Source organism: Cytobacillus sp. ABV4_503, from assembly GCF_056158445.1.
This window is the reverse complement of sequence record NZ_JBSWTH010000001.1, coordinates 492,592-513,283: the sequence shown is the minus strand read 5'-3', so window position 1 is coordinate 513,283 and position 20,692 is coordinate 492,592. Positions and strand designations below refer to the sequence as shown.

The 20,692-nt window shown below is 44.2% G+C and carries 17 protein-coding genes and 1 pseudogene; 6 read left to right on the top strand and 12 right to left on the bottom strand.

All coding sequences use genetic code 11. The features are described 5' to 3' along the window. Nucleotides 1-53: 53 nt before the first annotated feature. The 5 genes from ACXAD1_RS02650 to ACXAD1_RS02630 all read right to left on the bottom strand — a co-directional run bounded on the left by ACXAD1_RS02650 (nucleotide 54) and on the right by ACXAD1_RS02630 (nucleotide 4,734). Nucleotides 54-953: an EamA family transporter gene (locus tag ACXAD1_RS02650; RefSeq protein ID WP_370224241.1), complete on the bottom strand. Its 900-nt coding sequence runs from the start codon at nucleotides 951-953 to the stop codon at nucleotides 54-56. A 92-nt stretch (nucleotides 954-1,045) separates the two neighbouring features. Further along, nucleotides 1,046-1,738, bottom strand: coding sequence for a helix-turn-helix domain-containing protein (locus ACXAD1_RS02645; RefSeq protein WP_206841112.1), 693 nt, complete (start codon nucleotides 1,736-1,738; stop codon nucleotides 1,046-1,048). A 430-nt stretch (nucleotides 1,739-2,168) separates the two neighbouring features. Further along, the gene (locus ACXAD1_RS02640; protein ID WP_474909389.1) at nucleotides 2,169-3,338 is read right to left on the bottom strand and encodes an IS256 family transposase; all 1,170 of its coding nucleotides are present in this window, start codon (nucleotides 3,336-3,338) and stop codon (nucleotides 2,169-2,171) included. Nucleotides 3,339-3,671: 333 nt separating this feature from the next. Then, nucleotides 3,672-4,169, bottom strand: a complete 498-nt coding sequence (locus ACXAD1_RS02635; RefSeq protein WP_474909388.1) for a methylated-DNA--[protein]-cysteine S-methyltransferase — start codon at nucleotides 4,167-4,169, stop codon at nucleotides 3,672-3,674. Beyond that, nucleotides 4,159-4,734: a bifunctional transcriptional activator/DNA repair enzyme AdaA gene (locus tag ACXAD1_RS02630; RefSeq protein WP_206841108.1), complete on the bottom strand. Its 576-nt coding sequence runs from the start codon at nucleotides 4,732-4,734 to the stop codon at nucleotides 4,159-4,161. The genes ACXAD1_RS02635 and ACXAD1_RS02630 overlap by 11 nt, the downstream gene beginning before the upstream one ends. A 118-nt stretch (nucleotides 4,735-4,852) precedes the next feature. Here ACXAD1_RS02630 and ACXAD1_RS02625 point away from each other — a divergent pair. After that, nucleotides 4,853-5,771 (top strand): annotated as a pseudogene (locus ACXAD1_RS02625) (DNA-3-methyladenine glycosylase 2). Nucleotides 5,772-6,298: 527 nt separating this feature from the next. Here the strand turns inward: ACXAD1_RS02625 and ACXAD1_RS02620 are convergent. Continuing rightward, a complete protein-coding gene (locus ACXAD1_RS02620) occupies nucleotides 6,299-6,907 on the bottom strand; it encodes a YitT family protein (RefSeq protein ID WP_206841104.1) in 609 nt (202 codons plus the stop codon). Nucleotides 6,908-6,985: 78 nt separating this feature from the next. Between ACXAD1_RS02620 and ACXAD1_RS02615 the strand changes: the two genes are divergently transcribed. After that, nucleotides 6,986-7,495: a GNAT family N-acetyltransferase gene (locus ACXAD1_RS02615; protein WP_474909387.1), complete on the top strand. Its 510-nt coding sequence runs from the start codon at nucleotides 6,986-6,988 to the stop codon at nucleotides 7,493-7,495. Nucleotides 7,496-7,684: 189 nt separating this feature from the next. Here the strand turns inward: ACXAD1_RS02615 and ACXAD1_RS02610 are convergent, their stop codons facing one another. Continuing rightward, nucleotides 7,685-8,947 carry a YeeE/YedE family protein gene (locus tag ACXAD1_RS02610; RefSeq protein WP_474909386.1) on the bottom strand — a complete coding sequence of 421 codons (1,263 nt, stop codon included), beginning with the start codon at nucleotides 8,945-8,947 and terminating at the stop codon, nucleotides 7,685-7,687. Nucleotides 8,948-9,116: 169 nt separating this feature from the next. Between ACXAD1_RS02610 and ACXAD1_RS02605 the strand changes: the two genes are divergently transcribed. Next, nucleotides 9,117-10,547 (top strand): polysaccharide deacetylase family protein, encoded by a 1,431-nt coding sequence (locus tag ACXAD1_RS02605; protein WP_474909385.1) that lies wholly within the window; start codon nucleotides 9,117-9,119, stop codon nucleotides 10,545-10,547. A 52-nt stretch (nucleotides 10,548-10,599) separates the two neighbouring features. On the opposite strand, the gene ACXAD1_RS02600 is transcribed toward ACXAD1_RS02605, so the two are convergent. Then, nucleotides 10,600-11,067, bottom strand: a complete 468-nt coding sequence (locus tag ACXAD1_RS02600; RefSeq protein ID WP_206841096.1) for a GNAT family N-acetyltransferase — start codon at nucleotides 11,065-11,067, stop codon at nucleotides 10,600-10,602. Between the two features lie 189 nt (nucleotides 11,068-11,256). Between ACXAD1_RS02600 and ACXAD1_RS02595 the strand changes: the two genes are divergently transcribed. From ACXAD1_RS02595 to ACXAD1_RS02585, 3 genes are read left to right on the top strand one after another with little or no spacing between them, the layout of a single operon-like run. Beyond that, nucleotides 11,257-12,591 carry a spore germination protein gene (locus tag ACXAD1_RS02595; RefSeq protein ID WP_474909384.1) on the top strand — a complete coding sequence of 445 codons (1,335 nt, stop codon included), beginning with the start codon at nucleotides 11,257-11,259 and terminating at the stop codon, nucleotides 12,589-12,591. Then, the gene (locus ACXAD1_RS02590) at nucleotides 12,581-13,660 is read left to right on the top strand and encodes a GerAB/ArcD/ProY family transporter (RefSeq protein ID WP_474909383.1); all 1,080 of its coding nucleotides are present in this window, start codon (nucleotides 12,581-12,583) and stop codon (nucleotides 13,658-13,660) included. The genes ACXAD1_RS02595 and ACXAD1_RS02590 overlap by 11 nt, the downstream gene beginning before the upstream one ends. Further along, nucleotides 13,647-14,729, top strand: coding sequence for a Ger(x)C family spore germination protein (locus ACXAD1_RS02585; protein ID WP_474909382.1), 1,083 nt, complete (start codon nucleotides 13,647-13,649; stop codon nucleotides 14,727-14,729). Before ACXAD1_RS02590 ends, ACXAD1_RS02585 begins: the two co-directional genes overlap by 14 nt. A gap of 369 nt (nucleotides 14,730-15,098) precedes the next feature. Here ACXAD1_RS02585 and ACXAD1_RS02580 read toward each other — a convergent pair whose 3' ends face one another. The 4 genes from ACXAD1_RS02580 to ACXAD1_RS02565 form a co-directional block, all read right to left on the bottom strand. Then, nucleotides 15,099-15,539 carry a GNAT family N-acetyltransferase gene (locus ACXAD1_RS02580; protein ID WP_474909381.1) on the bottom strand — a complete coding sequence of 147 codons (441 nt, stop codon included), beginning with the start codon at nucleotides 15,537-15,539 and terminating at the stop codon, nucleotides 15,099-15,101. A 6-nt stretch (nucleotides 15,540-15,545) separates the two neighbouring features. Further along, nucleotides 15,546-15,737: a hypothetical protein gene (locus tag ACXAD1_RS02575; RefSeq protein ID WP_474909380.1), complete on the bottom strand. Its 192-nt coding sequence runs from the start codon at nucleotides 15,735-15,737 to the stop codon at nucleotides 15,546-15,548. After that, on the bottom strand, nucleotides 15,734-15,934 hold the full coding sequence (locus tag ACXAD1_RS02570) for a hypothetical protein (RefSeq protein WP_370221927.1): 201 nt from the start codon (nucleotides 15,932-15,934) through the stop codon (nucleotides 15,734-15,736). The genes ACXAD1_RS02575 and ACXAD1_RS02570 overlap by 4 nt, the downstream gene beginning before the upstream one ends. A gap of 743 nt (nucleotides 15,935-16,677) precedes the next feature. After that, nucleotides 16,678-20,508, bottom strand: a complete 3,831-nt coding sequence (locus ACXAD1_RS02565; RefSeq protein WP_206846100.1) for a S8 family serine peptidase — start codon at nucleotides 20,506-20,508, stop codon at nucleotides 16,678-16,680. Between the last annotated feature and the right edge of the window lie 184 nt (nucleotides 20,509-20,692).

Genomic DNA, 20,692 nt, shown 5'->3' with positions numbered 1-20,692 from the left:
CAAAAAAAGAAAGCCTAATTTCTCCGGGAGAAGTTAGGCTTTCTTTATGAATATCAATGTTTCTGAACCACTCCAGGCTCAAGATCTCTTTCAGAACTTTTTGGAGATCCTATCAAAACGCCAATTCCAAGCAATAAGAGAAGGATCCCTAACCAGGAAGTCATGTTTAAAGATTCCCCTAATAGAAAAACGCCTAATAATGCTGCAGTTAAAGGCTCCGCCAGCGCAAGTGTGACCGCTGTTGAAGAGGAAACATGGACAAGCCCTTTTGAAAAAAGGAAATAGGCAATTCCCGTAGCCAGAATCCCCAGGTGCAGACTGACAGTCAAACCCCGAACACTCGCAAGCCAGGACATGTCAAAAATAAATAAGAATGGCGATAGAAAGGTGGCACTTAGTGTGAACACAACGGCAACGACTGATAGTGATGAATAATTTTCAACCAGGTCCCTGCTGACAAGCGTATAGCCTGCAAATGTCAAACCAGCCCCCAATGCCATTAATAGTCCAGCCGGGTCCATTTGAACCGAATTTTTGTTCATGAAAAGCAGAACACAGCCCAAAACGGACAGGAAGGTAGAACACCACCAAATGGCAGACGGGCGTTTTTTCAAATAGAGCCATTCAAGAAAACCCGATAAGATCGGCGCACTCCCGATCGCTGTCACGGTTCCAATGGCTACTCCTGTAAGGGTCACCGCTGAGAAGAACAATGGCTGGTACAGCGCCATGCAAAGTGAGGCCAACAGGGTGTTCCTGATAGGCCAATTTTTCAGGTCCAGTTTCCCCGTTATCAGAACCATGCATAATAAAAATAAACCGCCTGCCGCCAGTCGGGCAGCCCCGATGGCAATCGGGTGTGCGCTTTCCGGCGCAAAGGCCTGCGTTGTACCCGTAGTCCCCCAGAGCACTCCGGCAAGCAATATAAAAAATGGAGCCGCTTTCCCGTTCATGTAATCACCTCAATAAAAAAAGATAAAAGGAATCATTAAACTTATCTTAGAAAAATTCCTGGGAATTTTCTTTACCAAGTTTAATATCCCTTTTATCCATTCTTAAGGATCCTGTATTTTTGAGGTGCTATTCCTTCACTGCGGGTAAACCACCGTGTAAAGGAGGAAGAATTTTCGAAGCCTAATTCCCCGCTGATCACCGACATGGACCAGGAGGTTGACATTAATAAATGCTTCGCCTCTTTCAAGCGCAGATCAGATATATAGCCTTTAGGGCTTTTCCCGGTCTTCTTCTTAAACCATGCGGAATAATAGGCCGGATGATAATGTTCGATTTGCGCCAGAGTCTCCAATCGGATCGACTCCTTATAATGCTTATGAATATAGTCAATCGACGGGGGTTTGGCGACTTGCAGTTTGCTGGTCACATACCTGGTCAAATCTGCCAGGGAGGATGTATCCCCCTGATTCCCCGCCTCTCCCAGCAGCAAATAACGGATCGAAGACCATTGCTGATCCAGCTGAATGTACATACTGCTGGTCTCTTCCGGCAAATAAGGCGCCGGGATATCCAGAATTAAAAATTCATTCCGGTCCATCGACCGATAGTTATGATCAAACCCTGGCGGAAGATAAAAACAATAGTCGGGGTCAAGCTTGATTTCCTGCCATTTCGTCTCGATATCCAGGGAGCCCTGCAAAGGAAAAAGAAACTGGCCAAACTCATGCTGGTGCGAATGAAACTCTCTGGAATAGGATCTTTTTTCGCAGGTAATGCTTTCCATTTTATTCCCCCCCTGATCATGCTTTAGTTTATTATAATCCGAAACTATGAGGGATGAAAGATTGGATAATGAATCGGACTCAAATCCTCGGTTTTCTCCTTATCCTGTCCGAATAGGCACTGCATTCAGACTCAAATCCTCGGTTTTATCCCCATCCTGTCCGAATAGGCACTGCATTCGGACTCAAATCCTCGGTTTTATCCGCATCCTGTCCGAATAGGCACTGCATTCAGACTCAAATCCTTGGTTTTCTCCTTATCCTGTCCGAATAGGCACTGCATTCGGACTCAAATCCTCAGTTTTCTAGTCAAGCCCACTATTTTGTGTAAATTCATTCCTAGGAAAAGGCAAGTTATACAGCTGTTATGTTTTTGAAGTAGTGGAAGGGGGGCCCCCCTTCCACTACTTCAAAAATTTCGCTTCGCGGACCCTACTTCTTCTTTTCTTTAATTATTCTTTTTCCAACTTCCTCTGCATAATCCATCAGGACAGCTCCGATTAACCTGAAAGCTGATTGTGTGTTAGGAAAAATTCTAATGACTCTTTCTCTCCTGCGGACCTCTCCATTTATTCTTTCTAGTGAATTTGTGCTCCGAATATGCTTATGGTACATGGTTTCTTCGTTTAGGTATTGTATTCCATCTTCAAAACCTTCTTCTAATATCTCAATCGCTTTATCCAGCTTTGGATTATCTCTGTATTTATCGATGAACTCTGTTTTGTATCTCCTCGCATCTTTCACTTTCGCTACTTCGAATATTCTTTTTAGCGCGATCTTCACTTCATCCATATCTTTTTTCGGCATATGAGTGATGATGTTCTTTTTGAAATGAACTGTGCATCGCTGCCAGGCAGAGCCTACAAATTCCTTCCCTATGGCTGCTTGTAAGCCCTTATGGGCATCGGATATGATTAGCTTTGGTGATTGTAATCCTCTTGACTGTAAGTGCTGGAAGAATCTTTGCCACGCTTCACAACTCTCCACATGATCTACTCTTAAGCCAAGAATTTCCCGTCTATCATTCTCATCAACGGCAGTGGCAATGTAGACTGCTTTAGAAACAACACGATTGTACTCCCTTACTTTAATATACATGGCGTCTGTAAAGATATAAGGGTAATACATAGTATTTAGAGGCCGGTTTGCCCATTGATTCACTATTGGATCCAGCTTCTCTGTAAGAGTGGATACGAAGGATTTGGATACCTTATGACCACAGAGTTGTTCCACGATATTGGAAACTTTTCTAGTGGAAACCCCATTCACGACCATTTCAAGCATAGAAAGGACGAAAGCCTGGTCGCATCGAGCGTATTGTTCAAACACAGTGGTAGAAAAATCACCACTTCTGGTACGAGGTACTTTTAGTACGATCTTTCCGATGCTTAATAGAAGTTCGCGGTCATAGTATCCGTTGCGGTAGTCATGACGACTTGGTGTCCGCTCGTAGGCATGTGCTTTCAGATGATGATCACGTTCTTTTTCCATGAACTCATTCAATACCAGAACAATGGATGCTTTGATCACTGAGTCGATGTTTGAATCCATGACGGATTCTTTTAAAATGTCAAGATTTAGGTTAAACTGTAATTGAGTCATAATTAATTCCTCCACATTGTTTTCGTCGCTGATAACATTGTTGACCAAAGGAATTAATTTGACTCATTTTCTTTTTACACAATTATATGGGCTTAACCAGTTTTCTCCTTATCCTGTCCGAATAGGCACTGCATTCGGACTCAAATCCTCGGTTTTATCCGCATCCTGTCCAAATAAGCCACACATTCGGACTCAGGACGTTTTTTTTATCCCTCTCCTGCCTGATTAGATCCGAATTCGGATTTATTTTGAAGGACCCAAATTAATATCGCCTCAAGCTATATACTCATCCCAGCTGCTGAATAATAAAAATAGCCGAAGATGACCATCTCTTCAGCCTTGTTTCTCCAATACAAGCAGAGTCTGCTTCATTTCAATGCCCCCGCGGTAGCCGGTTATTGCACCATTTTTGCCGATGACACGATGGCATGGGACCGCGATTAACAGCGGATTCGAACCGATTGCTTTCCCTGTTGCCCGGACTGCCTGCGGCCTGTTTATTTTCTCTGCGATATCCGAATAAGAGACAGTTTTTCCGTAAGGGATCTGCCCTAATGCCTCCCAGACTTCCTCTTGAAACGGAGTCCCTTTCAAATCCAGGTCCATTGAAAAAATTTGTCTTTTCCTCAGTAGAAATTCCTGTAATTCCATCATGTATGGCTGCAGTGCTGCTTTATTTTCCACAAGCACTGCAGCTGGAATATATTTTTTCAGGGACCTTTCAAATTCCTCAAACTCCGGGTCAGATCCAATATAGCAGAGACCCTTTTCTGTTTTCGCCAGATAAAGGCTCCATTCCCCTTCCTGCAGGTTCGCCCATTCAATGTTCATTCTCCCGCTCCTCCCTTCTTTTGGTTCGATATGCTGCAGGTGTTGTACCCAGCTTCTTTTTAAATAAAGAGATAAAATAAGGGGTGCTGGGGAATCCTGCTGATGCACCGACATCGGCTATCGATTGCTCCCCGGCCTCCAGCATATGAACGGCTTTTTCGAGCCGGATATCCTGAATATACTCTGTGGGCGACTTCCCGGTGACCCTTTTGAACACCCGCTGCAAATGAAAGGGACTTCCATGAAACAGGTCCCCCAAATGATGCAATGTAATCGGGCCGCTATAATGCTGGTCGATCCACCCGGTTATTTGCTTAATCCATTCTTCTGCAGGCAGGCTGAGGCCTTCCGGTTTGCAGCGCTTGCACGGCCTGAAATTTTCCGCCAGTGCTTGATCAGCATTTTGAAAAATAGCGACATTGCCGATATTCGGAACTCTCGACCGGCACGATGGCCTGCAGAATATCCCCGTCGTTTTAACGCCATAAAGAAAGAGACCATCATAGGATTTGTCGCAATCCTTTATCGCGTTCCAATATTCTTCCGGAATCTGTTCATAAGCCACCTGCGATCACCTCTGCTAAAAAGTATACACAAAAAAGATTCATCATCAGCGATTTCTAAATATAAACGCAAGATAACGTAATCCTGAGAATTTACAATAAAGAAAAGGAGGAATCCAAATGAGCTCTTACTTTGTAAACTGGAAAGAGGATGAAAATGGCCTGGTCCTTTTCACTCCGCATGAATTCAGCTTTTCCGAAAACCTGCGATACTTATCAAGATCGGCAAATGAATGCCTCTATGAAATTTCCGGGGAGACAATTAGACGCGCCCTTGCCATCGGAAATGAAAGGCCTGCTTGAAATAAATGCTGTGTCAGATCAATCTCTCTCCGTCGTCATTCATAAGCCCGTCACGCATCAAATGAAAGCGGAAATTGCGGCATATATTCATGATTGGTTCGACCTCGGAGCCAGCCTGACCCCATTTTATGAGATGGCACAAACAGATCCCTTGCTGCAAAAGCCTGCCGAGCAATTTTTCGGACTGAGAGTTATGGGAATTCCCGATTTATTCGAGGCACTTGCCTGGGGAATCCTGGGGCAGCAGATTAACCTTACATATGCGTATACACTAAAGCGGCGGCTCGTTGAAAAACTTGGGGAGTCCCTGGAAAACGGCGGGAGTAAATACTGGCTCTTCCCTGAAGCGGAAACGATTGCCGGGTTAACCATCGAAGATCTAGCCGACTTAAAAATGACCGTTAAAAAATGCGAATATCTGATAGACACAGCCCGCTTAATTGTAAACGGCGAGCTTTCGAAAAAGGACTTGCTGAACGCGGGAGATGTGAAGGCTGCAGAAAAAAGGCTGACCAAAATACGCGGCATCGGCCCCTGGACCGCCCATTATGTCCTTATGCGTTGCCTGCGCTTCCCAAACGCTTTTCCAATCGATGATGTCGGCTTGCATAATGCGATCAAAGTGATCTTAGGCTCTGAGAGGAAACCGGCGAGAGAGGAAATTTTGAAATATTCCGCTCGCTGGGAGAATTGGGAAGCGTATGCTACTTTTTATTTGTGGAGAGTATTATATTAAAATTATTTGCACAGTGCCATCTTTGAAAAGCTGATTTGACACAGAGTGACCGATATATTGAAATTTTGACCGATATCCTGTGAAAGTGACCGAAAAAATGAAATTCTGACCGATACCCATTTAAAAGTGACCGATAAAATATAAATCCGGCCGATTTCCTTTTGAAATTGGCCGTTAAAATGAAAATCCGTCCGCTCCCCTTAACATTTGGCCGATATATCTGATAAAGGACAGGTCCCCCTGTCCTTTCTATGTCAGAATAAAATATAGTGGTGTCATCACAAGAAATAAAGCCTGAAAGAAACACCCTCCGGCACAGCCAAGACAGCCATCATCCGCCAGCTGCTCCCTTGCTTCATATGTATTCTAGCCTACATCCCAGCCATTGTCCTCTTCTTCATTATTCTTTTTGCTATTATCCTTATCTTCTTGCAGCTGAATCATAGTATCCCCACTTTCATGTTATTACCCTAGAACAATAGTGAAATATTTTCCATAAAAAAGAAAAGGCCTGCAAGGCCCTTTCTTTAGTAATGAATTTTATATTTCTCCGCAAGGATTTTTATATCAACCTTGTAAATGAGATCAATCATCCGGGTCCCGATCATCTGGCAGATCACCGCATATACAATAACCTTCCAGTCCACGACAACCCCTGTAAGCAAAAGCAGACTGCCATTTATGTAAAATAGCGTCCGGCCCGGCGCACTTCCCCTAGCTTTGGAAATGATTAACGCGAGGATATCCATGCCCCCAGACGAAGCGCCCATCCGGAATAAAATGCCGACTCCCACTCCAAAGACTACTGCTCCAAGCAAAAGATCCAGGAGAACCGGATTCAGCGGTTCCGTTATGTATGTAGTCAGAAAATCAATCGTAACCGAAGTAACGGAAACGCAAAACAGCGTCCAGATCACACTGCTTTTCCCAAGCCATTTGGCCGCTGCCAGCAGCAGGCCGGCATTCAAGACCCACAAAGTCACCGAATAAGGCGCGTCCAACAGATAATTGAATAAAACAGCCAGACTTGCCGCACCGCCTGACGGGATAAAATGCGGAAACAAGAAAAAGGTCATCGCGATTCCCTGGATGCTGGCGGCCATTCCCAAAATCAAAGATTTATAGAGTACGTGCATGACAAAAACTCCTAACGTTTTTCCTCACTCTATCTTATAATATTTTCATAGAAGAGAAAACCGCACGAGGTGAATAGAATGACCATTTCTTTTGAAACGGAACGGCTCCTGCTCCGGACCATGCAGGCCGATGACCTGGAAGCAGTTTATGAGATTTGGGGCAGCCCGGAGGTAATGAAATACTGCGGCGGCGCCAGCACTAAAAGCCGTATCCAGCGCTCCATCGATTTTTACCGGCAGCTGCAGAATGAAAAAGGCTACTCGGTTTACACTGTTCTGCTAAAAGAAACCTCCGCCATCATTGGAGTTTGCGGGTTTAACCCGGCAGAAGATGAACGCGAAGTCGAGCTCCTCTATCATTTTAATCAGTACTATTGGGGAAAAGGATATGCTGTTGAAGCTTCCGCTGCATGCTTGACCGCTTTAAGGAAAAATTGCCCGAACGTCCGGAATATGGTCGCGGCTGTGGATCCGGCCAACCCTGCATCCGGGAAGGTGCTCGGGAAAATCGGCATGACCACGGCTGGGATGAAGTGGTTTGAAGATACACAGCAGGAAGAACTGTGTTTTGAACTGGATCTTACGTAAAAAGCTGGTCTGCAAGCCAGTTTTTCTTATTGTTTTCTTCCAGCTAATTTCATCCGATTTTCTAAGTTCCCGAACCGTTTCCTCAAATCTCAGGTTTGTTTCCCCATTTTTACTGGCCGTTTCCTCTATTCAGTAAGACTTTTTCCGAATAAAAAAACCTGGCACTCATCAAGAGTGCCAGGTTTTCCATTAACAAACCGAATCCGTAGATTTCGGGTTCTTCAATCCAAACAGAGGACGGATGAACAGCGCCACGCCCGTACCAAGCATGGCCATGATGGCCCATACCCAGCCGTGCAGGCTGAAAGATGCGATTCCGCCGAAGTAGGCACCGATGTTGCAGCCGAATGCAAGACGGGAACCATATCCCATCAGCAGTCCGCCAACAATCGCAGCACCAGCAACACCAGGCTTGATTTTTCCAGGCTTAAACGTTCCCTGTGATGCTGCTGAGATGAAGGCACCAAGGATGATGCCGAAGTTCATAACGCTTGTAGAATCAGCAAGAACTGTATTTTTCAATGCCGCTAAATTCGGCTCTGATGCAAAATAACCCCATGATGTTACGTCGATTCCCATTGCCATCAAGGCTTTTCCGCCCCATAGTGCGAATGCGGAGGTGATGCCCCAAGGCGTTCCGCGGACAGTCAGAGTCAATGCATTCAGCAAAGCCAGGACGATAGCGGCTGCGAACAATGGCCATGATCCTCTCAACACTTTTTTCCACCCAGCCGTTGTAGGCAAAGCTTTCATCATTGGCGCTTTTCGCTTTTTCGCGATATGCAGTGTTACCCAATAGATCAATGCAAATAAGGCAAGCTGCAGAATCAATGCTCCTCCGTAGCCGAGTCCAGTTGATGTAGCCAGGGAGATTGGCGGCAATGCCGGTGTTTCTTCCATCCAGAATGAGAAGTGGTACGCACCGATCGTGGAACCAGCGATGAAAGAAATCAGCGTCAGGATCATGGAGGACTGCCCTCCGCCTACCGAATACAAAGTACCGGAAGCACAGCCATTTCCAAGCTGCATCCCGATTCCAAAAATAAAGGAACCAAACAGGACGCTGACTCCTACTGGAGACACATATCCTTTAGGCTCGATTCCAGAAAAACTGAAACCAGTGCTTAGAATAATCGCAAATAATGCTGAAGCAACTGCCAGCATCAGCATATGCGCCTGCAGGCCCTGCCCGTTTCCGACGCTTGCAAAGCGCCTGAATGCAGATGTGAAGCCGAAGCGGGCATGAAGCAAGGTCATGCCGAGTGCAATTCCAATAATAAATAGAACTCCCTGTGTCATGTTCGCTGCATTTATAATGGAAATGAACAAAATGATAGCTGCAAGAACGCCAGCTGCAACAAAAGGCTTTTGAATCGGATTTAAGTTTGAAACAACTGTTGTTGGTGCTGAAACCCATGATTTACTTTTAACTTCTACTTGAGCCAACTTCATTCACTCCTTTTCTTATCACTTTAGTCGGATTAAAGTGTTATTTTATACTATATTTCTTTAAAAGTAAATGGTGAATTTTTCTCCAGCCCGATGATTTTCCCATTTTCACCTGATATAATTATATATTTGGAGAGTCATAATTTTAAAGACAGGAAAGGAAAGGATATCATTGCTTAAGCGGTTAAAATGGCCATCATGGGTATTATTCAGCATCTTCATTGCAGGCATCTATTATTTCATCAGCTCTGGAACTGACACCAGCCTGCAGGCTTTTTCCAGAACAGAAACCACTTCCCCGGCAGCTTTCCCCGGATTAAACCTTGAAACCCGGACAAAGGAAACGAAATCTTATACCCTAGCGATCAGTACTCCGATCACTGAAATTGAGAATTTGAACAAACCCATGAAAGAATGGATCCAGACTCAGGAAAGGGATTTCCTGGAACTTGTGAAGGCAAACAGGCAGGTGCTGGACAGCGAAGAATTCCGTGCCCATCTCAATATCAAGGCTGAGCCGAAAAAAGTCTCCGATACCATGTACACCCTTGTATTTGAAGCTTACCAGTACACCGGCGGCGCAAATGGGCAGGCGGCAGTCAAAACGTTCACTATCGACCTTGCGAATCAGAAAATGGTGCAGCTTGCCGATGTAATCCGTATGGATGAGGAGTCCCTGACGCCTCTCAGAGCGATGATAAAAAAACAAATCGGCGAGAAGGACGAACTCCAGGGCTATTTATTTGATGACCTGCTTGACGAAGCGCTGGAAAACCCGTCGAGCTGGAAATGGTCACTGAGCGGCAAGAATTTCACGCTTTATTTTAACGAATATGAAATTGCGGCCGGTGCAGCCGGAGCGGTCAAAGTGAAAATTCCAATCGAACAGATTCGTCCACTCATAAAGGATGAAATCGCCCAGCACTTGAAACTCCCAGACATTCAGCTTCCTGAACCGGAAGTCAAGGAACCAGAAGCTCCTCCGCTGGATCCAAACGGCAAGTATATTGCCCTAACCTTTGATGATGGGCCACACCCGAAAGTCACACCGCTTATACTGGATATTCTAAAAAAGCATAACGCAAAGGCTACCTTTTATATGCTTGGCAGCCAGGCGCAATTCTATCCTGCAATCGCAAGCCAAGTGGCTGAAGAAGGCCATGAAATCGGCAATCACAGTGACAGCCATGCGGACCTTTCATCCCTCGGAGAAAAAGAAATCCGCAAAGAAATGGAAGAAGCCAGCAGCAAAATCAAAGAAGCAAGCGGCCAGCTTCCTGCTACCGTCCGCCCGCCTTATGGGGCCATGAATGAAGATGTGAAAAAAATTGCCGGAATGGCCCATACACCGCTTATTCTATGGTCGGTCGATTCACTTGATTGGAAAACACTCAATGCCTCGGCTATTCAAAAAATCGTGAAGGCCAATGCTGTGCCAGGCTCCATCGTCTTGATGCACGATATCCATAAGCCAACTGCTGAAGCACTTCCGGACCTGCTGAACTACCTTGAAAAAGAAGGCTACGAATTCATTACCGTCTCCCAGCTTCTATCCCTCCAGGAACAGGAAGTGACCGGTACGTTTTTTGGAAAACGGCAATAATCATTCAGAAAGACGCTCAGGATAATCCTGGGCGTTTAATTTTTCTTTTCATTCACTGATGCAGAAGCCCTGCACACTTTTCATAAAACTTAATGGCCCCGCCGTCCGCCCCGTAAACCTCTCCGCTATGCGTCCAGCCGTATTTTTCATAATATCCTTCCAGATCTGTCTGGAGATAAAGTTTTTTAAATCCAAGCTTCGCCGCTTCTTCAATAGCATGATCAAGCAGCCGGGAGCCAATCTTCTTCCCTCTGCTGTTGGGATCAACGTACAGACATGCCAGCCACGGATGCAAGTCCTGCCGGCTATTGAGGTCATTGCGGATTAGTGCATACGTGCCAATGATTTCCTCATTCTCGATCCCAACATAAAACCTCGGGATGCCGTCTCCCGATGTCCCTGAATGGATCATGCAATCCTGATAAAAGCGGAAGTTTTGCTCATTCCCCCACTGTGCCCAGAAAAATTGAACTGCGCTCTCAACTAAATGCGGATGTTCGTGCACTGCGATAATATTCATTTGTCTTTCCTCCCACTTTAATTATTCCTCTCGAGGTTTGATAATTCCTGGCTGAACTCTTGTTCAAAGTACGAAAGTTACCTCTTGTTTTAGCCGAGGGTTAAAACGCTAAATTAAGTATTTAGGAATAAATTTTTCCAGAAAGCGAAAATTAATAATATTTATGTCTTTATAAAGGGGTAACCCGCAATGGATCGATTTATTAATGAAATTAAGGCTGAGCTTGGGAACAATGGCGATTTTCATCTTCAAAGGGACTATCTTGCGGATGCAGCCGTTATGCTGCTGGGATTTAATACACTCATTGATTTTATCAAAACGAGAACGGTGCTTCACAAGCACGCCGAGAGCATCCTTTTTCAGAATCATCCTTCTGGGGATTTATGGCGGGCCATAGGGGAAGTGATTGAAGGGGATGTCCGGAAAGCCATTTCATCCATATATGAGGGAAAACTGATTATCCATTTTGAAAACACCGCCCGTTTTATCATTATGGAGCCTGTACCCGCTATGCTCGATCGTTCGATTGATTCACCCACAAATGAAAATGTTATTCAAGGAGCATTGGATTCCTTTACAGAAGGAATCGATACTAATATCGGCCTGGTCCGAAAACTGGTGAACTCGGACGAAATCAGAGTCGACTCTTTTTCAGCCGGCCGCAGCCGCAAAAACAAAATATCCTTGCTGTATATAGACGGCCAATCGGATATGGAGCTGATTTATAGCATACGTGATCATATTGAAAAAAATATGCAAATGGAAGTAAGTGATCTGCAGGGACTCGCCAAAATGCTGGGGTTTCCATCATGGAATGCTATTTCAAAATTTAATACGACTGAGCTGCCCCATCATGCGGTCCAGAATCTGAAAAAAGGAAAAGTCATTCTGTTTGTGGATCGATTGCCTTTTGCGCTGATTCTTCCAAATTTGCTCTGGGATATGTTTGCTGTTGAAAATGACCGGAATTTTCCTCTCCCCATCATGCTAGCCATTCGGGCGATCAGAATCATCGGCATTTTAATCACGCTGATAACACCCGGGCTGTATGTGGCACTGGTTTCCGTAAACCCTGAAGTCTTGCAGATACAGCTAGCTTTATCAGTTGCCCAAAGCCGCGAAGGAGTTCCTTATCCGGCATTGGTGGAAATTATTTTCATGCTGCTTATTCTGGAATTAATCCTGGAAGCCAGTGTTAGGCTGCCAAAATCCATTGGACCCACTATTACAATGGTCGGGGGTATTATCCTGGGGCAGGCTGCAGTCGAAGCGAAATTAGTCAGCAATCTGCTGATCATCATTCTTGCCGCCACTACCATTGCCAACTCAACCATCGTCGGCTTTCAGAATTCTGTTTCCATTCGGCTGTTCAAATATGCCATTGTGGTCCTTGCGGCGATTTTTGGCATCCTGGGGCTGGTTGCCGGCTTGGTTTTCGTTGGCGCTTACCTGGCAAGCCTCAATACCTACGGCAAATCCTATCTCTACTTAAATTTAAAAGGGAATGAAAGCAATGGCGGATAAAAGTTTGCATGTCATGCTGATGTATGTCATCAGTCATTTGGGCCTGATTTTCTTTATGTATCCCGGGAATGTGATTTCAAGTACAGAACAGGGCCACTGGCTGCCTGTTCTGGTTGGCGTGGTCATTCATTTCATTTTCATCTCTATTTATATGAAGGGACTAAGCTATTTTCCGAAAAAAGACATTATTCGCATCTATGCAGGAATCGGAAAAGGGACAGCTATCTTCTTTATTGCCCCGGTATTCTTATATTTCAGTATGATTTTATTGATAACGCTCCGGGCTTATGCCGAAATCATCACCATTGTCTTTTTATCCAACACTCCCTTATGGGCCATCATGCTCTTATTGATATCTATTTCAACCTATATAGCAGCCAAAGGAGTCGAAACCATTTTTCGCACTGGCCTTCTCCTATCCCTTTTATTTCTTCCCATCATCATCTTTATTTTCTTCACTTCTTTTCAAAACGTGGATTGGAGGTACTTTGTTCCTTTAGATGCAGATCTCGGATTCATTATGAAGAGAACATACTTGGAAAGCTTTTTTGCTTTCTCTGGAGGCTTTCTGTTTCTCGGTTTTGTCCAGCCTTATTTATCCTATGACAGAAAATATGTATTATGGGCCGCCGCATTCCTTATTCCCTTTTTCCTTTTTTCAGTCTATATTCCGGTCCTGACTTTTGGGCAAGCAACATCAGCCACAACCTTCCTTCCATATGTTGTGGCTGTGGATGCCATCAATATTAATTGGCTGATGTTCGACAGGGTTACGATGTTTTTTCTGTTGAGCCTCATCTCCTTTATCATGCTTTATCTTGCCCTTGTGTCCTGGAAAGCAATTCGAATCTTAAGTCATTACCTTCCTTCAATTAAACCGGTAAAATTGTTGCTCGTGCTATCCGCCGCAGTCTATATTTCATGTTTTTTCATTCCGGACTGGAAGGATGTTGAGAAATTATTTTGGTGGAATACGTTTCTGAGGTTCTACATTTTAATTGCAGTTCCATTTTCAATCTTTTTCTTTGGACGCCGCATGAAGAGGAAGGGTAAAGATGAAACGATTTAATGTAAAATCTAAAGCCCCTATTACGGTCTGTCTGCTTCTGGCAGTGATGACATTAACCGGCTGCTGGGACATTAGGGATATCAATCATCGGACACTTCCTGTTGTCCTTGGCATTTCTACTGTTGAAGATGATCAATACAAGGTTTTCCTAAAAATTCCTGAGCCTGTGGAAGGGTCTTTGGAAGTAAAGATTGTATCCGGTACTGGGGAAACCATTTCCCACGCGGTCGATATCATCAGCCGAAACATGGAGACCAGTGTAGACCTGCTTCATGTAAAAGTAATCATGATTGAGCGGAAAACGGCTGAGGAAGGCATGAAGGACATTATTGCCGGTTTCATGAGATCACGGGAAGTATCCCCAAAAGCGCTAGTCACGATTTGTGACCAGAACATGGATGAGTTTTTTTCGATACTTTCAGAATCAAAGAATCTTAAAGGAACCAATATGTTCGATTATTTCGAAAAAAATGCAGGCTGGAATCCGGAAATTGCCCTTACAAGAATATGGGAAGTCTACCGCAGCATTCATTCCTATACACGTGATGTGGCCATCCCGCTGATTGTTACCGGTGAAACGACAACTTACGAACAAGTCGGCTCTGCCGTAATAAAAAACGGAAAGATGGTGGAGCAGATCAGCAATGATGAAACTCTGCTTTTCAATGCTTTTAATAATGAAAGCACCCATGGACAAATTGAAGTCCTGAATCACGCAAGTGTCATGATTATCGGCAACTCCATGGACCACCATACTGACTTGACTGATAAGCAGCCAGTTTTGCAGAGCCGAATAAACCTAAAGGTTGTCGTCCTCGAAACAAGAGGAAACACATCCAGTGCCATGATCAAAAAAGAATTGAGCCATCTCCTGTCAAGCCGATTCAGCAGCATGTTAGCCAAACTCCAGGAAAGCGAAGCAGATATTCTGGGCTTGGGGCAATTGTATCGCACAAAAATTGACCGAAAAGAGCTGAAAAACTGGCGGTCCATTTACTATCCAAATTTGAAATCTGATATCAAGTTTCATATAGATGTTCAAAATGAGGGGTATTTAAGAACTACCTGATGGGACAGTGAACCTGTCCCTTTTCTGGTCACAGGTTGAATAAGTGTGACAATTAAGTGCGCTTAATTTCGGTTTGCTAAATTTGAGTGTACTATTCAGCTTGATTAGTTCCGTTCATTATCCATATTGCGAAGAGAACGATTCTATCTCATTAGTGCCCCTATCTGCGTCCCCCAACTCAAAGAGAACGAACCCCCACATCCGTCCCGCTTGTTTTTGCACCGTCCTCAAATTCTTTTTGGAATTACGATTAGATCACACTTATAAAATCGAAATTAACCATTAAAAAAGACAGGGTGAATAAAAATTTTTAATCAATTATGAAAATTTCATAAACAAATAAATAGAGGCTGCCCATTTTAGGCAGCCTCAGTTATGTAATCGTTTCTCCAGCATTATCTTATGCAAACCTTTTTCATCAGTATAAGTTTCAATCACATCAAATCCATGCTTAATATTTAAAATCAGCATGCTTCGCCATTTGTTCATCGTCTTCGTCCTGACCACTTTATATCCCGTTTCTTTTAGGTATTCATGCTGCTTTTCCATCAGCATGGAAGCAATCCCGTTTTTCCTGTAATCAGGGTCGACTCCGCCCAGCCAGCTATAAAATGTACCCTGATCAATGGCATACCCCATTTTATATCCGATCACCTTTTCTCCATCCATAGCCGTCAGCACCAGCAATGGGGGTTTGCTTTTCATTTTGCTGACTAAATGATCAGATTCGCCAAAAATGGTTTTATGCAGTTCTAAAATCCCTTTTAAAGTTTCTGCATCAGGGATTGAGTTAAAACGAGTAAATTTCATATCCCCCTAATCACCCTTATTCTCTAATAATCGGTCCAGCTTTTCCTCCACACGCTTCAGCCTGTCGTTTCTTCTCTTGAAAATAAAAAATAGAATGACGATAATCGCTGGAACCGTCAGTAAAAAGGCAAATGCCAAAAGCTGAAATAAGATATCGCCAGCATTAAATCCGGATTGAGATAAGATTAAGAAATTCATGAAGATTCCCCTTTCTGGGATGACATGGTTAAATTATATAAATGTCTGAGGGAAACCACGAGAGCAAAAACTGCCAAAGCATTAGTCACGGAAAAGAAGTCTATACCCGTTATCATGTTTCGAATCATCAATATTATGGCAATTACAGAAATAATGATGGCTGAGTAAAAATCAAACCTGCCGCTATTTTCTTTCAAAACCAGTCCCCCCTTTATGATACTTTACGATTTTTTTGGACGGAAGGTTTCATGTCCTGCCATAATAATGCCTGGTGAGCAGCAATTTTTTCGCAAAACACACGTTCGGGTACTCTTATTGGAAATCGAACGCGCCAAATTTAATGAATTCAGACTATATTTGCAGGTTCAACCCTTCTATTTGCAAGTTCCCCCTTCCTATTTGCAAGCTCCCCCATTCTATTTGCAAACTCCCCCATCTATTTGCAGACTCCCCCATTCTATTTGCAAGTTCCCCCATCTATTTGCAAACTCCCCCATTCTATTTGCAGGTTCAACCCTTCTATTTGCAAGTTCCCCCTTCCTATTTGCAAGCACCCCCATTCTATTTGCAAGCACCCCCATCTATTTGCAAACTCCCCCATTCTATTTGCAAGTTCCCCCATCTATTTGCAAGCTCCCCCTTCCTATTTGCAAGCTCCCCCATTCTATTTGCAAACTCCCCCATCTATTTGCAGACTCCCCCATTCTATTTGCAAGTTCCCCCATCTATTTGCAGACTCCCCCTTCCTATTTGCAAGCTCCCCATTCTATTTGCAGACTCCCCCTTCCTATTTGCAGACTCCCCCTTCCTATTTGCAAACTCCCCCATCTATTTGCAAGCACCCCCATCTATTTGCAAGCTCCCCCTTCCTATTTGCAAACCACTCCCCAAAAAGAAACCCGGCTCCTCTCAAAAGGAATCCGGGTCTCTCCAAACCTATTTATTTATCTTGCTTCCCATTCCCTTTTCCAGGCTTTGCCGGGCCATCAGGGGTTTCGTGATTCTGCGGTGGCTGCTCGCCTTTCTTCAGCTTATAAAGCTCGACTGTTTTGGTCGTTTTATTGCCGGCCAGATCCTCTGCTTCGAATGTGAAGACGTTTAAGCCTTCTTTCAATGAGAGTTTAATCTTTTTGAACTCTTTTTCGATGCCTCTCATTGCATAAGGCTCCTGGAATTCCTGGTAGAATAGCTCGCTGCCGTCCTGAGAGAAGCGAAGCTGGTCAAAGTTATCTGTCACTGTGATGTTGATGACAGGGTCTTTCTTGTTATGTTTAATGTATTTGCTTGAAGGCAGACCATCGATTTCGACAGTTGGTCCTGTCGCATCGACTAGGATCGTGCGTTTGAAGGAAATCGCATTATTCGCAGTGTCCACTGCCTTCACTTCCAGGCTGTGAACGCCATCTTCAAACGTCATCGTTGTTTCAAATTCATATTCGCCTTTTGCTTCGTTGTAAGTTGTCTCAATAGGAGTTCCGGCAATGGTGAATTCCTTCATGCCAGACTCTTCTTTAATCGTGCCGCTGACATTCAGTTCATTTGTGTTGTATACTTCAAGCGCCTCAGGCTCTACGAGGTACACGTATGGAACGGTCTTGTCATTGCTCACTTCGCCCACTTCCACAGTTGCTTCGGAAGAGTTTCCGGCAAAGTCATAGGCTACAACCTTAACATTTGTGCCAGCTTCCAATTCTTCCGGAAGTGTAAATTCATCAGTATCTCCGCTTAGCGCTTCTTCCAGAATAGACTCTTCATCTACGAAAATATCGATATACGAAATGCCGGAGCCGTCAGGGTTATCAGCAGCTTCCAGCTTTAATGCTGTGTTTCCTTCGATAAGCTCAGCCTGAACGCTTGGCGCAGCCGTGTCCACTTTTACAGGGATTTTCACGGACTGCCATTCAGCGCCTGCATAGTCGATAACAGATTTAATCTCAAAATAGTACTGTCCATCCTGTGCAAGCTGATTGCTGATTTTACCATCCCAGCCCCAATTCGGGTTAAGTGTATAATTCGGACCAAGTCCTCCATCGTAATAATGTTTGCGAAGGCTGTTTTCCGTTCGCAGCTTTCTTAGTGTTTTTCCATCCTCATCCGTAATCGCGAATTCTGCTTGTTTAGCATTTCGCAGGAATGAAAGAACCGGGATCAATTGATCCTGAACTTTGTCTCCGTTCGGAGAAATGGCGATTGCGTCTCCGCTGAATGCGTCATTTACCGGATCATATCCCAAGTAAGAATAGCCCTCGGCTGTTTCAGAAACAGCTCCTGCCATTCCGTAGAATGAATTGTCATCATACTTCATGCCGTCAAGGATCGGAGCTTTATCCCAATCACCCTTGAAGCCAACGTAAGGAACCGTTAATTGCGGGTTCACGTCAGTTGAATCTTTCAAAGTAACATACCCTTCAACAAAGTAACCATTCGGAAATACCTCGTTGATGTCCAGAGGAGTTTCCCAATCTCCTGTTATCGAAGGTTCTACCACTTTTGCATTGCTGACATCCACACTTACTTTAAAGCTAACAGAGCCATTCGCAGGAACGGTTACCTCTGCTGAATCCTGGCCATCCACTTTTACAGAAGCATCTAAAATCTTCTGGGCTTCAAGCTCATCCGCTGCCCAGCCCATCTCTCCATAGGCTGCAAAATCAGTCTGCAGATTTGCTGCCACATCATATGCCACATCTTCATCACTGAAGTTTTGAGCTTTTAACGTGAATTCAAAGGTATTGCCCACTTCTTTTAAAGCCACTTTCCCTTCATTCGTTGAAGCCTCCGTTACGATAACAGGAGAAGATAATGCCGAATGAAGCTGCATGATGCCGGAACCCTGGCGGCGTGGAGAATAAGGGATATTCCAATTAAATGCACTGTTTACGGTTCCTTTATCAATGACCGGCGCCGCTGTGTTCATCATCAGGTTCTTTGCAACGTTGACTCGGTCAAAGCCGGTTACGCCAAACTCTGTATCAACACGCTCAAGAACAAGTGCCGCACCACCGGAAACATGAGGAGCTGCCATGGAGGTACCGCTCATCATACCGTACTGGTTATTCTCAAGAGTAGAGTAAATTTGTCCGCCCGGAGCTGTAATTTCAGGCTTGAAGTCCAGGTTAGGCGTTAATCCCCAAGAAGTGAAGGCGCTCATTTTGCCTGCTTCAGGGTTTGCTGATTTTGTTTTTTCCCCGTTAAATGAAAGAGTGACTGTCTGCCCATCCTGAATCGCTGCTGCCAGCTTGTCTCCGTCTGTCTTCAGCATGAACAGCTGCGGGATGGTAATGGACGGATCGCTCGCCATGTTGACATATCCGTCTGCATTATTGTAAATAATGACCCCAAGGGCTCCAGCTTTCTGGGCATTAATCGCTTTATCAACGAATGCCAATTCCCCACGCTGAATTAAAGCGTATTTTCCTGCAACACTGGACAGCTCTTCAGGCTTGCCCAGTCCACCGTATGCCACTTCAAATGTTTTCGTCTCAACATCGTTCGGATGAACATTTCCAGCTGATAAAAACGCAGCTTTTCCGGACTCTTCACCGAATTGGTAGTTCACTGCATCCAGATCCATGAAGGTATTTTCAATAGATGCTACCTGCAGAGAATCATAGGATACCCCAGGGGATCCGGAAACGCCGATATCCGGGTTTTCACTGCTTGGATTTGCAAATCCATTTCCAAAGTGAGCAGAGTTCCCTGCAGAAATAGACATTAAAATACCATTTTCCACAGCTCTTGCAATCGCTTTTTGCTCAGCTGATTCAGGGCTGACGAACCCTGCTGTAGAACCAAGACTCATGTTCAGAACGTCTGCACCAAGTACAATCGCATCATCAATCGCCTTAACATAAATATCACTGTATGTAGAAGGCATATTCGGATCATTTCCGAATACTTTAAGCGCAAGGATCTGGGCTTCAGGTGCTACCCCTTTAATGCCGCCGTTTTCCTCATCGCCATTCGCTCCGACAGTTCCGGCAACGTGCATTCCATGCATGGATGCATCCGGGCCGATATCGCGGATCGTGTCATTTTCATCCATATAGTTGTATCCATATGGCACTTTTTCAGAATAATATTTTCCAAGAACACCATTATCTTTCTTAAATTTCGAGATTTCAGCCTTCGTTAATTCCTTTTCCGTTTCTCCTGCCAGAACCATGTCGCGGTGAGAAGGATCCATGCCGGTATCGATGACACCGACTACCATTCCTTCACCTTTAAAGCCATAATCACGCCAAGCTTCCTGAGCTTGTACGAGTTCTTTGCTGTAAAGCATATCCGGCTTTTCCTGCGGCTTTTCGTACTCATTGACCACTTGTACTTCTGCCACTTCCGGCATTTCTTTTACAAGCTCAATGTCTCCATACATCATCTCAGCACTGAAGCCATTTACTATCGTAGTAAAACTTTCGCGTTCTATCATCTTTACTTTATTCTTTTTAGCACGATCCTTTACCTTCTGCTGTTCAGACAGCTTTTCATTTTTCAGCTTCTGCTTCGTTGCATCTGGAAGTTCTTTGTACTTCTTGTTTTGCTTTTGGGCATAAAGGACAGATGGCTCTGTCTTCATCTCGACTATGACCCTGACTATATCTGTTTTATTGTACTGCTTGTCCAATTCACTTTTCTTTATTTCCTGGATGGTCCTGCGGTTTTCTTCTCCCTTGGTGCTCGGTGATTTTTCGGGTAAAGCGGCCCCTGACACCGAACTGGAGAACATTAGCATGAACATTAATAAGGCCAATGCTGATCTTTTAATCCTCATCCCCTACCTCCTAGTTATATTATTCAGAATTTTTTTAATACACTATAAAGGTATCAAATCCAAATTTTTCATATAAGAATCAAAAGACCTGATTAACACCTATTCTCACGGTAAAAAAGAACTATTTTTCGCGAAAAATGCTGCTGAAAAATTTCATATTTTAACAGAATATGAGATTTATCGG

Excerpts from the sequence above, each read along its gene's own strand:
- ACXAD1_RS02650 (WP_370224241.1), bottom strand. The coding sequence starts at position 953 with ATGAACGGGAAAGCGGCTCCATTTTTTATATTGCTTGCCGGAGTGCTC.
- ACXAD1_RS02645 (WP_206841112.1), bottom strand. The coding sequence starts at position 1,738 with ATGGAAAGCATTACCTGCGAAAAAAGATCCTATTCCAGAGAGTTTCAT.
- ACXAD1_RS02640 (WP_474909389.1), bottom strand. The coding sequence starts at position 3,338 with ATGACTCAATTACAGTTTAACCTAAATCTTGACATTTTAAAAGAATCC.
- ACXAD1_RS02635 (WP_474909388.1), bottom strand. The coding sequence starts at position 4,169 with ATGAACATTGAATGGGCGAACCTGCAGGAAGGGGAATGGAGCCTTTAT.
- ACXAD1_RS02620 (WP_206841104.1), bottom strand. The coding sequence starts at position 6,907 with ATGCACGTACTCTATAAATCTTTGATTTTGGGAATGGCCGCCAGCATC.
- ACXAD1_RS02615 (WP_474909387.1), top strand. The coding sequence starts at position 6,986 with ATGACCATTTCTTTTGAAACGGAACGGCTCCTGCTCCGGACCATGCAG.
- ACXAD1_RS02610 (WP_474909386.1), bottom strand. The coding sequence starts at position 8,947 with ATGAAGTTGGCTCAAGTAGAAGTTAAAAGTAAATCATGGGTTTCAGCA.
- ACXAD1_RS02600 (WP_206841096.1), bottom strand. The coding sequence starts at position 11,067 with ATGAATATTATCGCAGTGCACGAACATCCGCATTTAGTTGAGAGCGCA.
- ACXAD1_RS02595 (WP_474909384.1), top strand. The coding sequence starts at position 11,257 with ATGGATCGATTTATTAATGAAATTAAGGCTGAGCTTGGGAACAATGGC.
- ACXAD1_RS02590 (WP_474909383.1), top strand. The coding sequence starts at position 12,581 with ATGGCGGATAAAAGTTTGCATGTCATGCTGATGTATGTCATCAGTCAT.
- ACXAD1_RS02585 (WP_474909382.1), top strand. The coding sequence starts at position 13,647 with ATGAAACGATTTAATGTAAAATCTAAAGCCCCTATTACGGTCTGTCTG.
- ACXAD1_RS02580 (WP_474909381.1), bottom strand. The coding sequence starts at position 15,539 with ATGAAATTTACTCGTTTTAACTCAATCCCTGATGCAGAAACTTTAAAA.
- ACXAD1_RS02575 (WP_474909380.1), bottom strand. The coding sequence starts at position 15,737 with ATGAATTTCTTAATCTTATCTCAATCCGGATTTAATGCTGGCGATATC.
- ACXAD1_RS02565 (WP_206846100.1), bottom strand. The coding sequence starts at position 20,508 with ATGAGGATTAAAAGATCAGCATTGGCCTTATTAATGTTCATGCTAATG.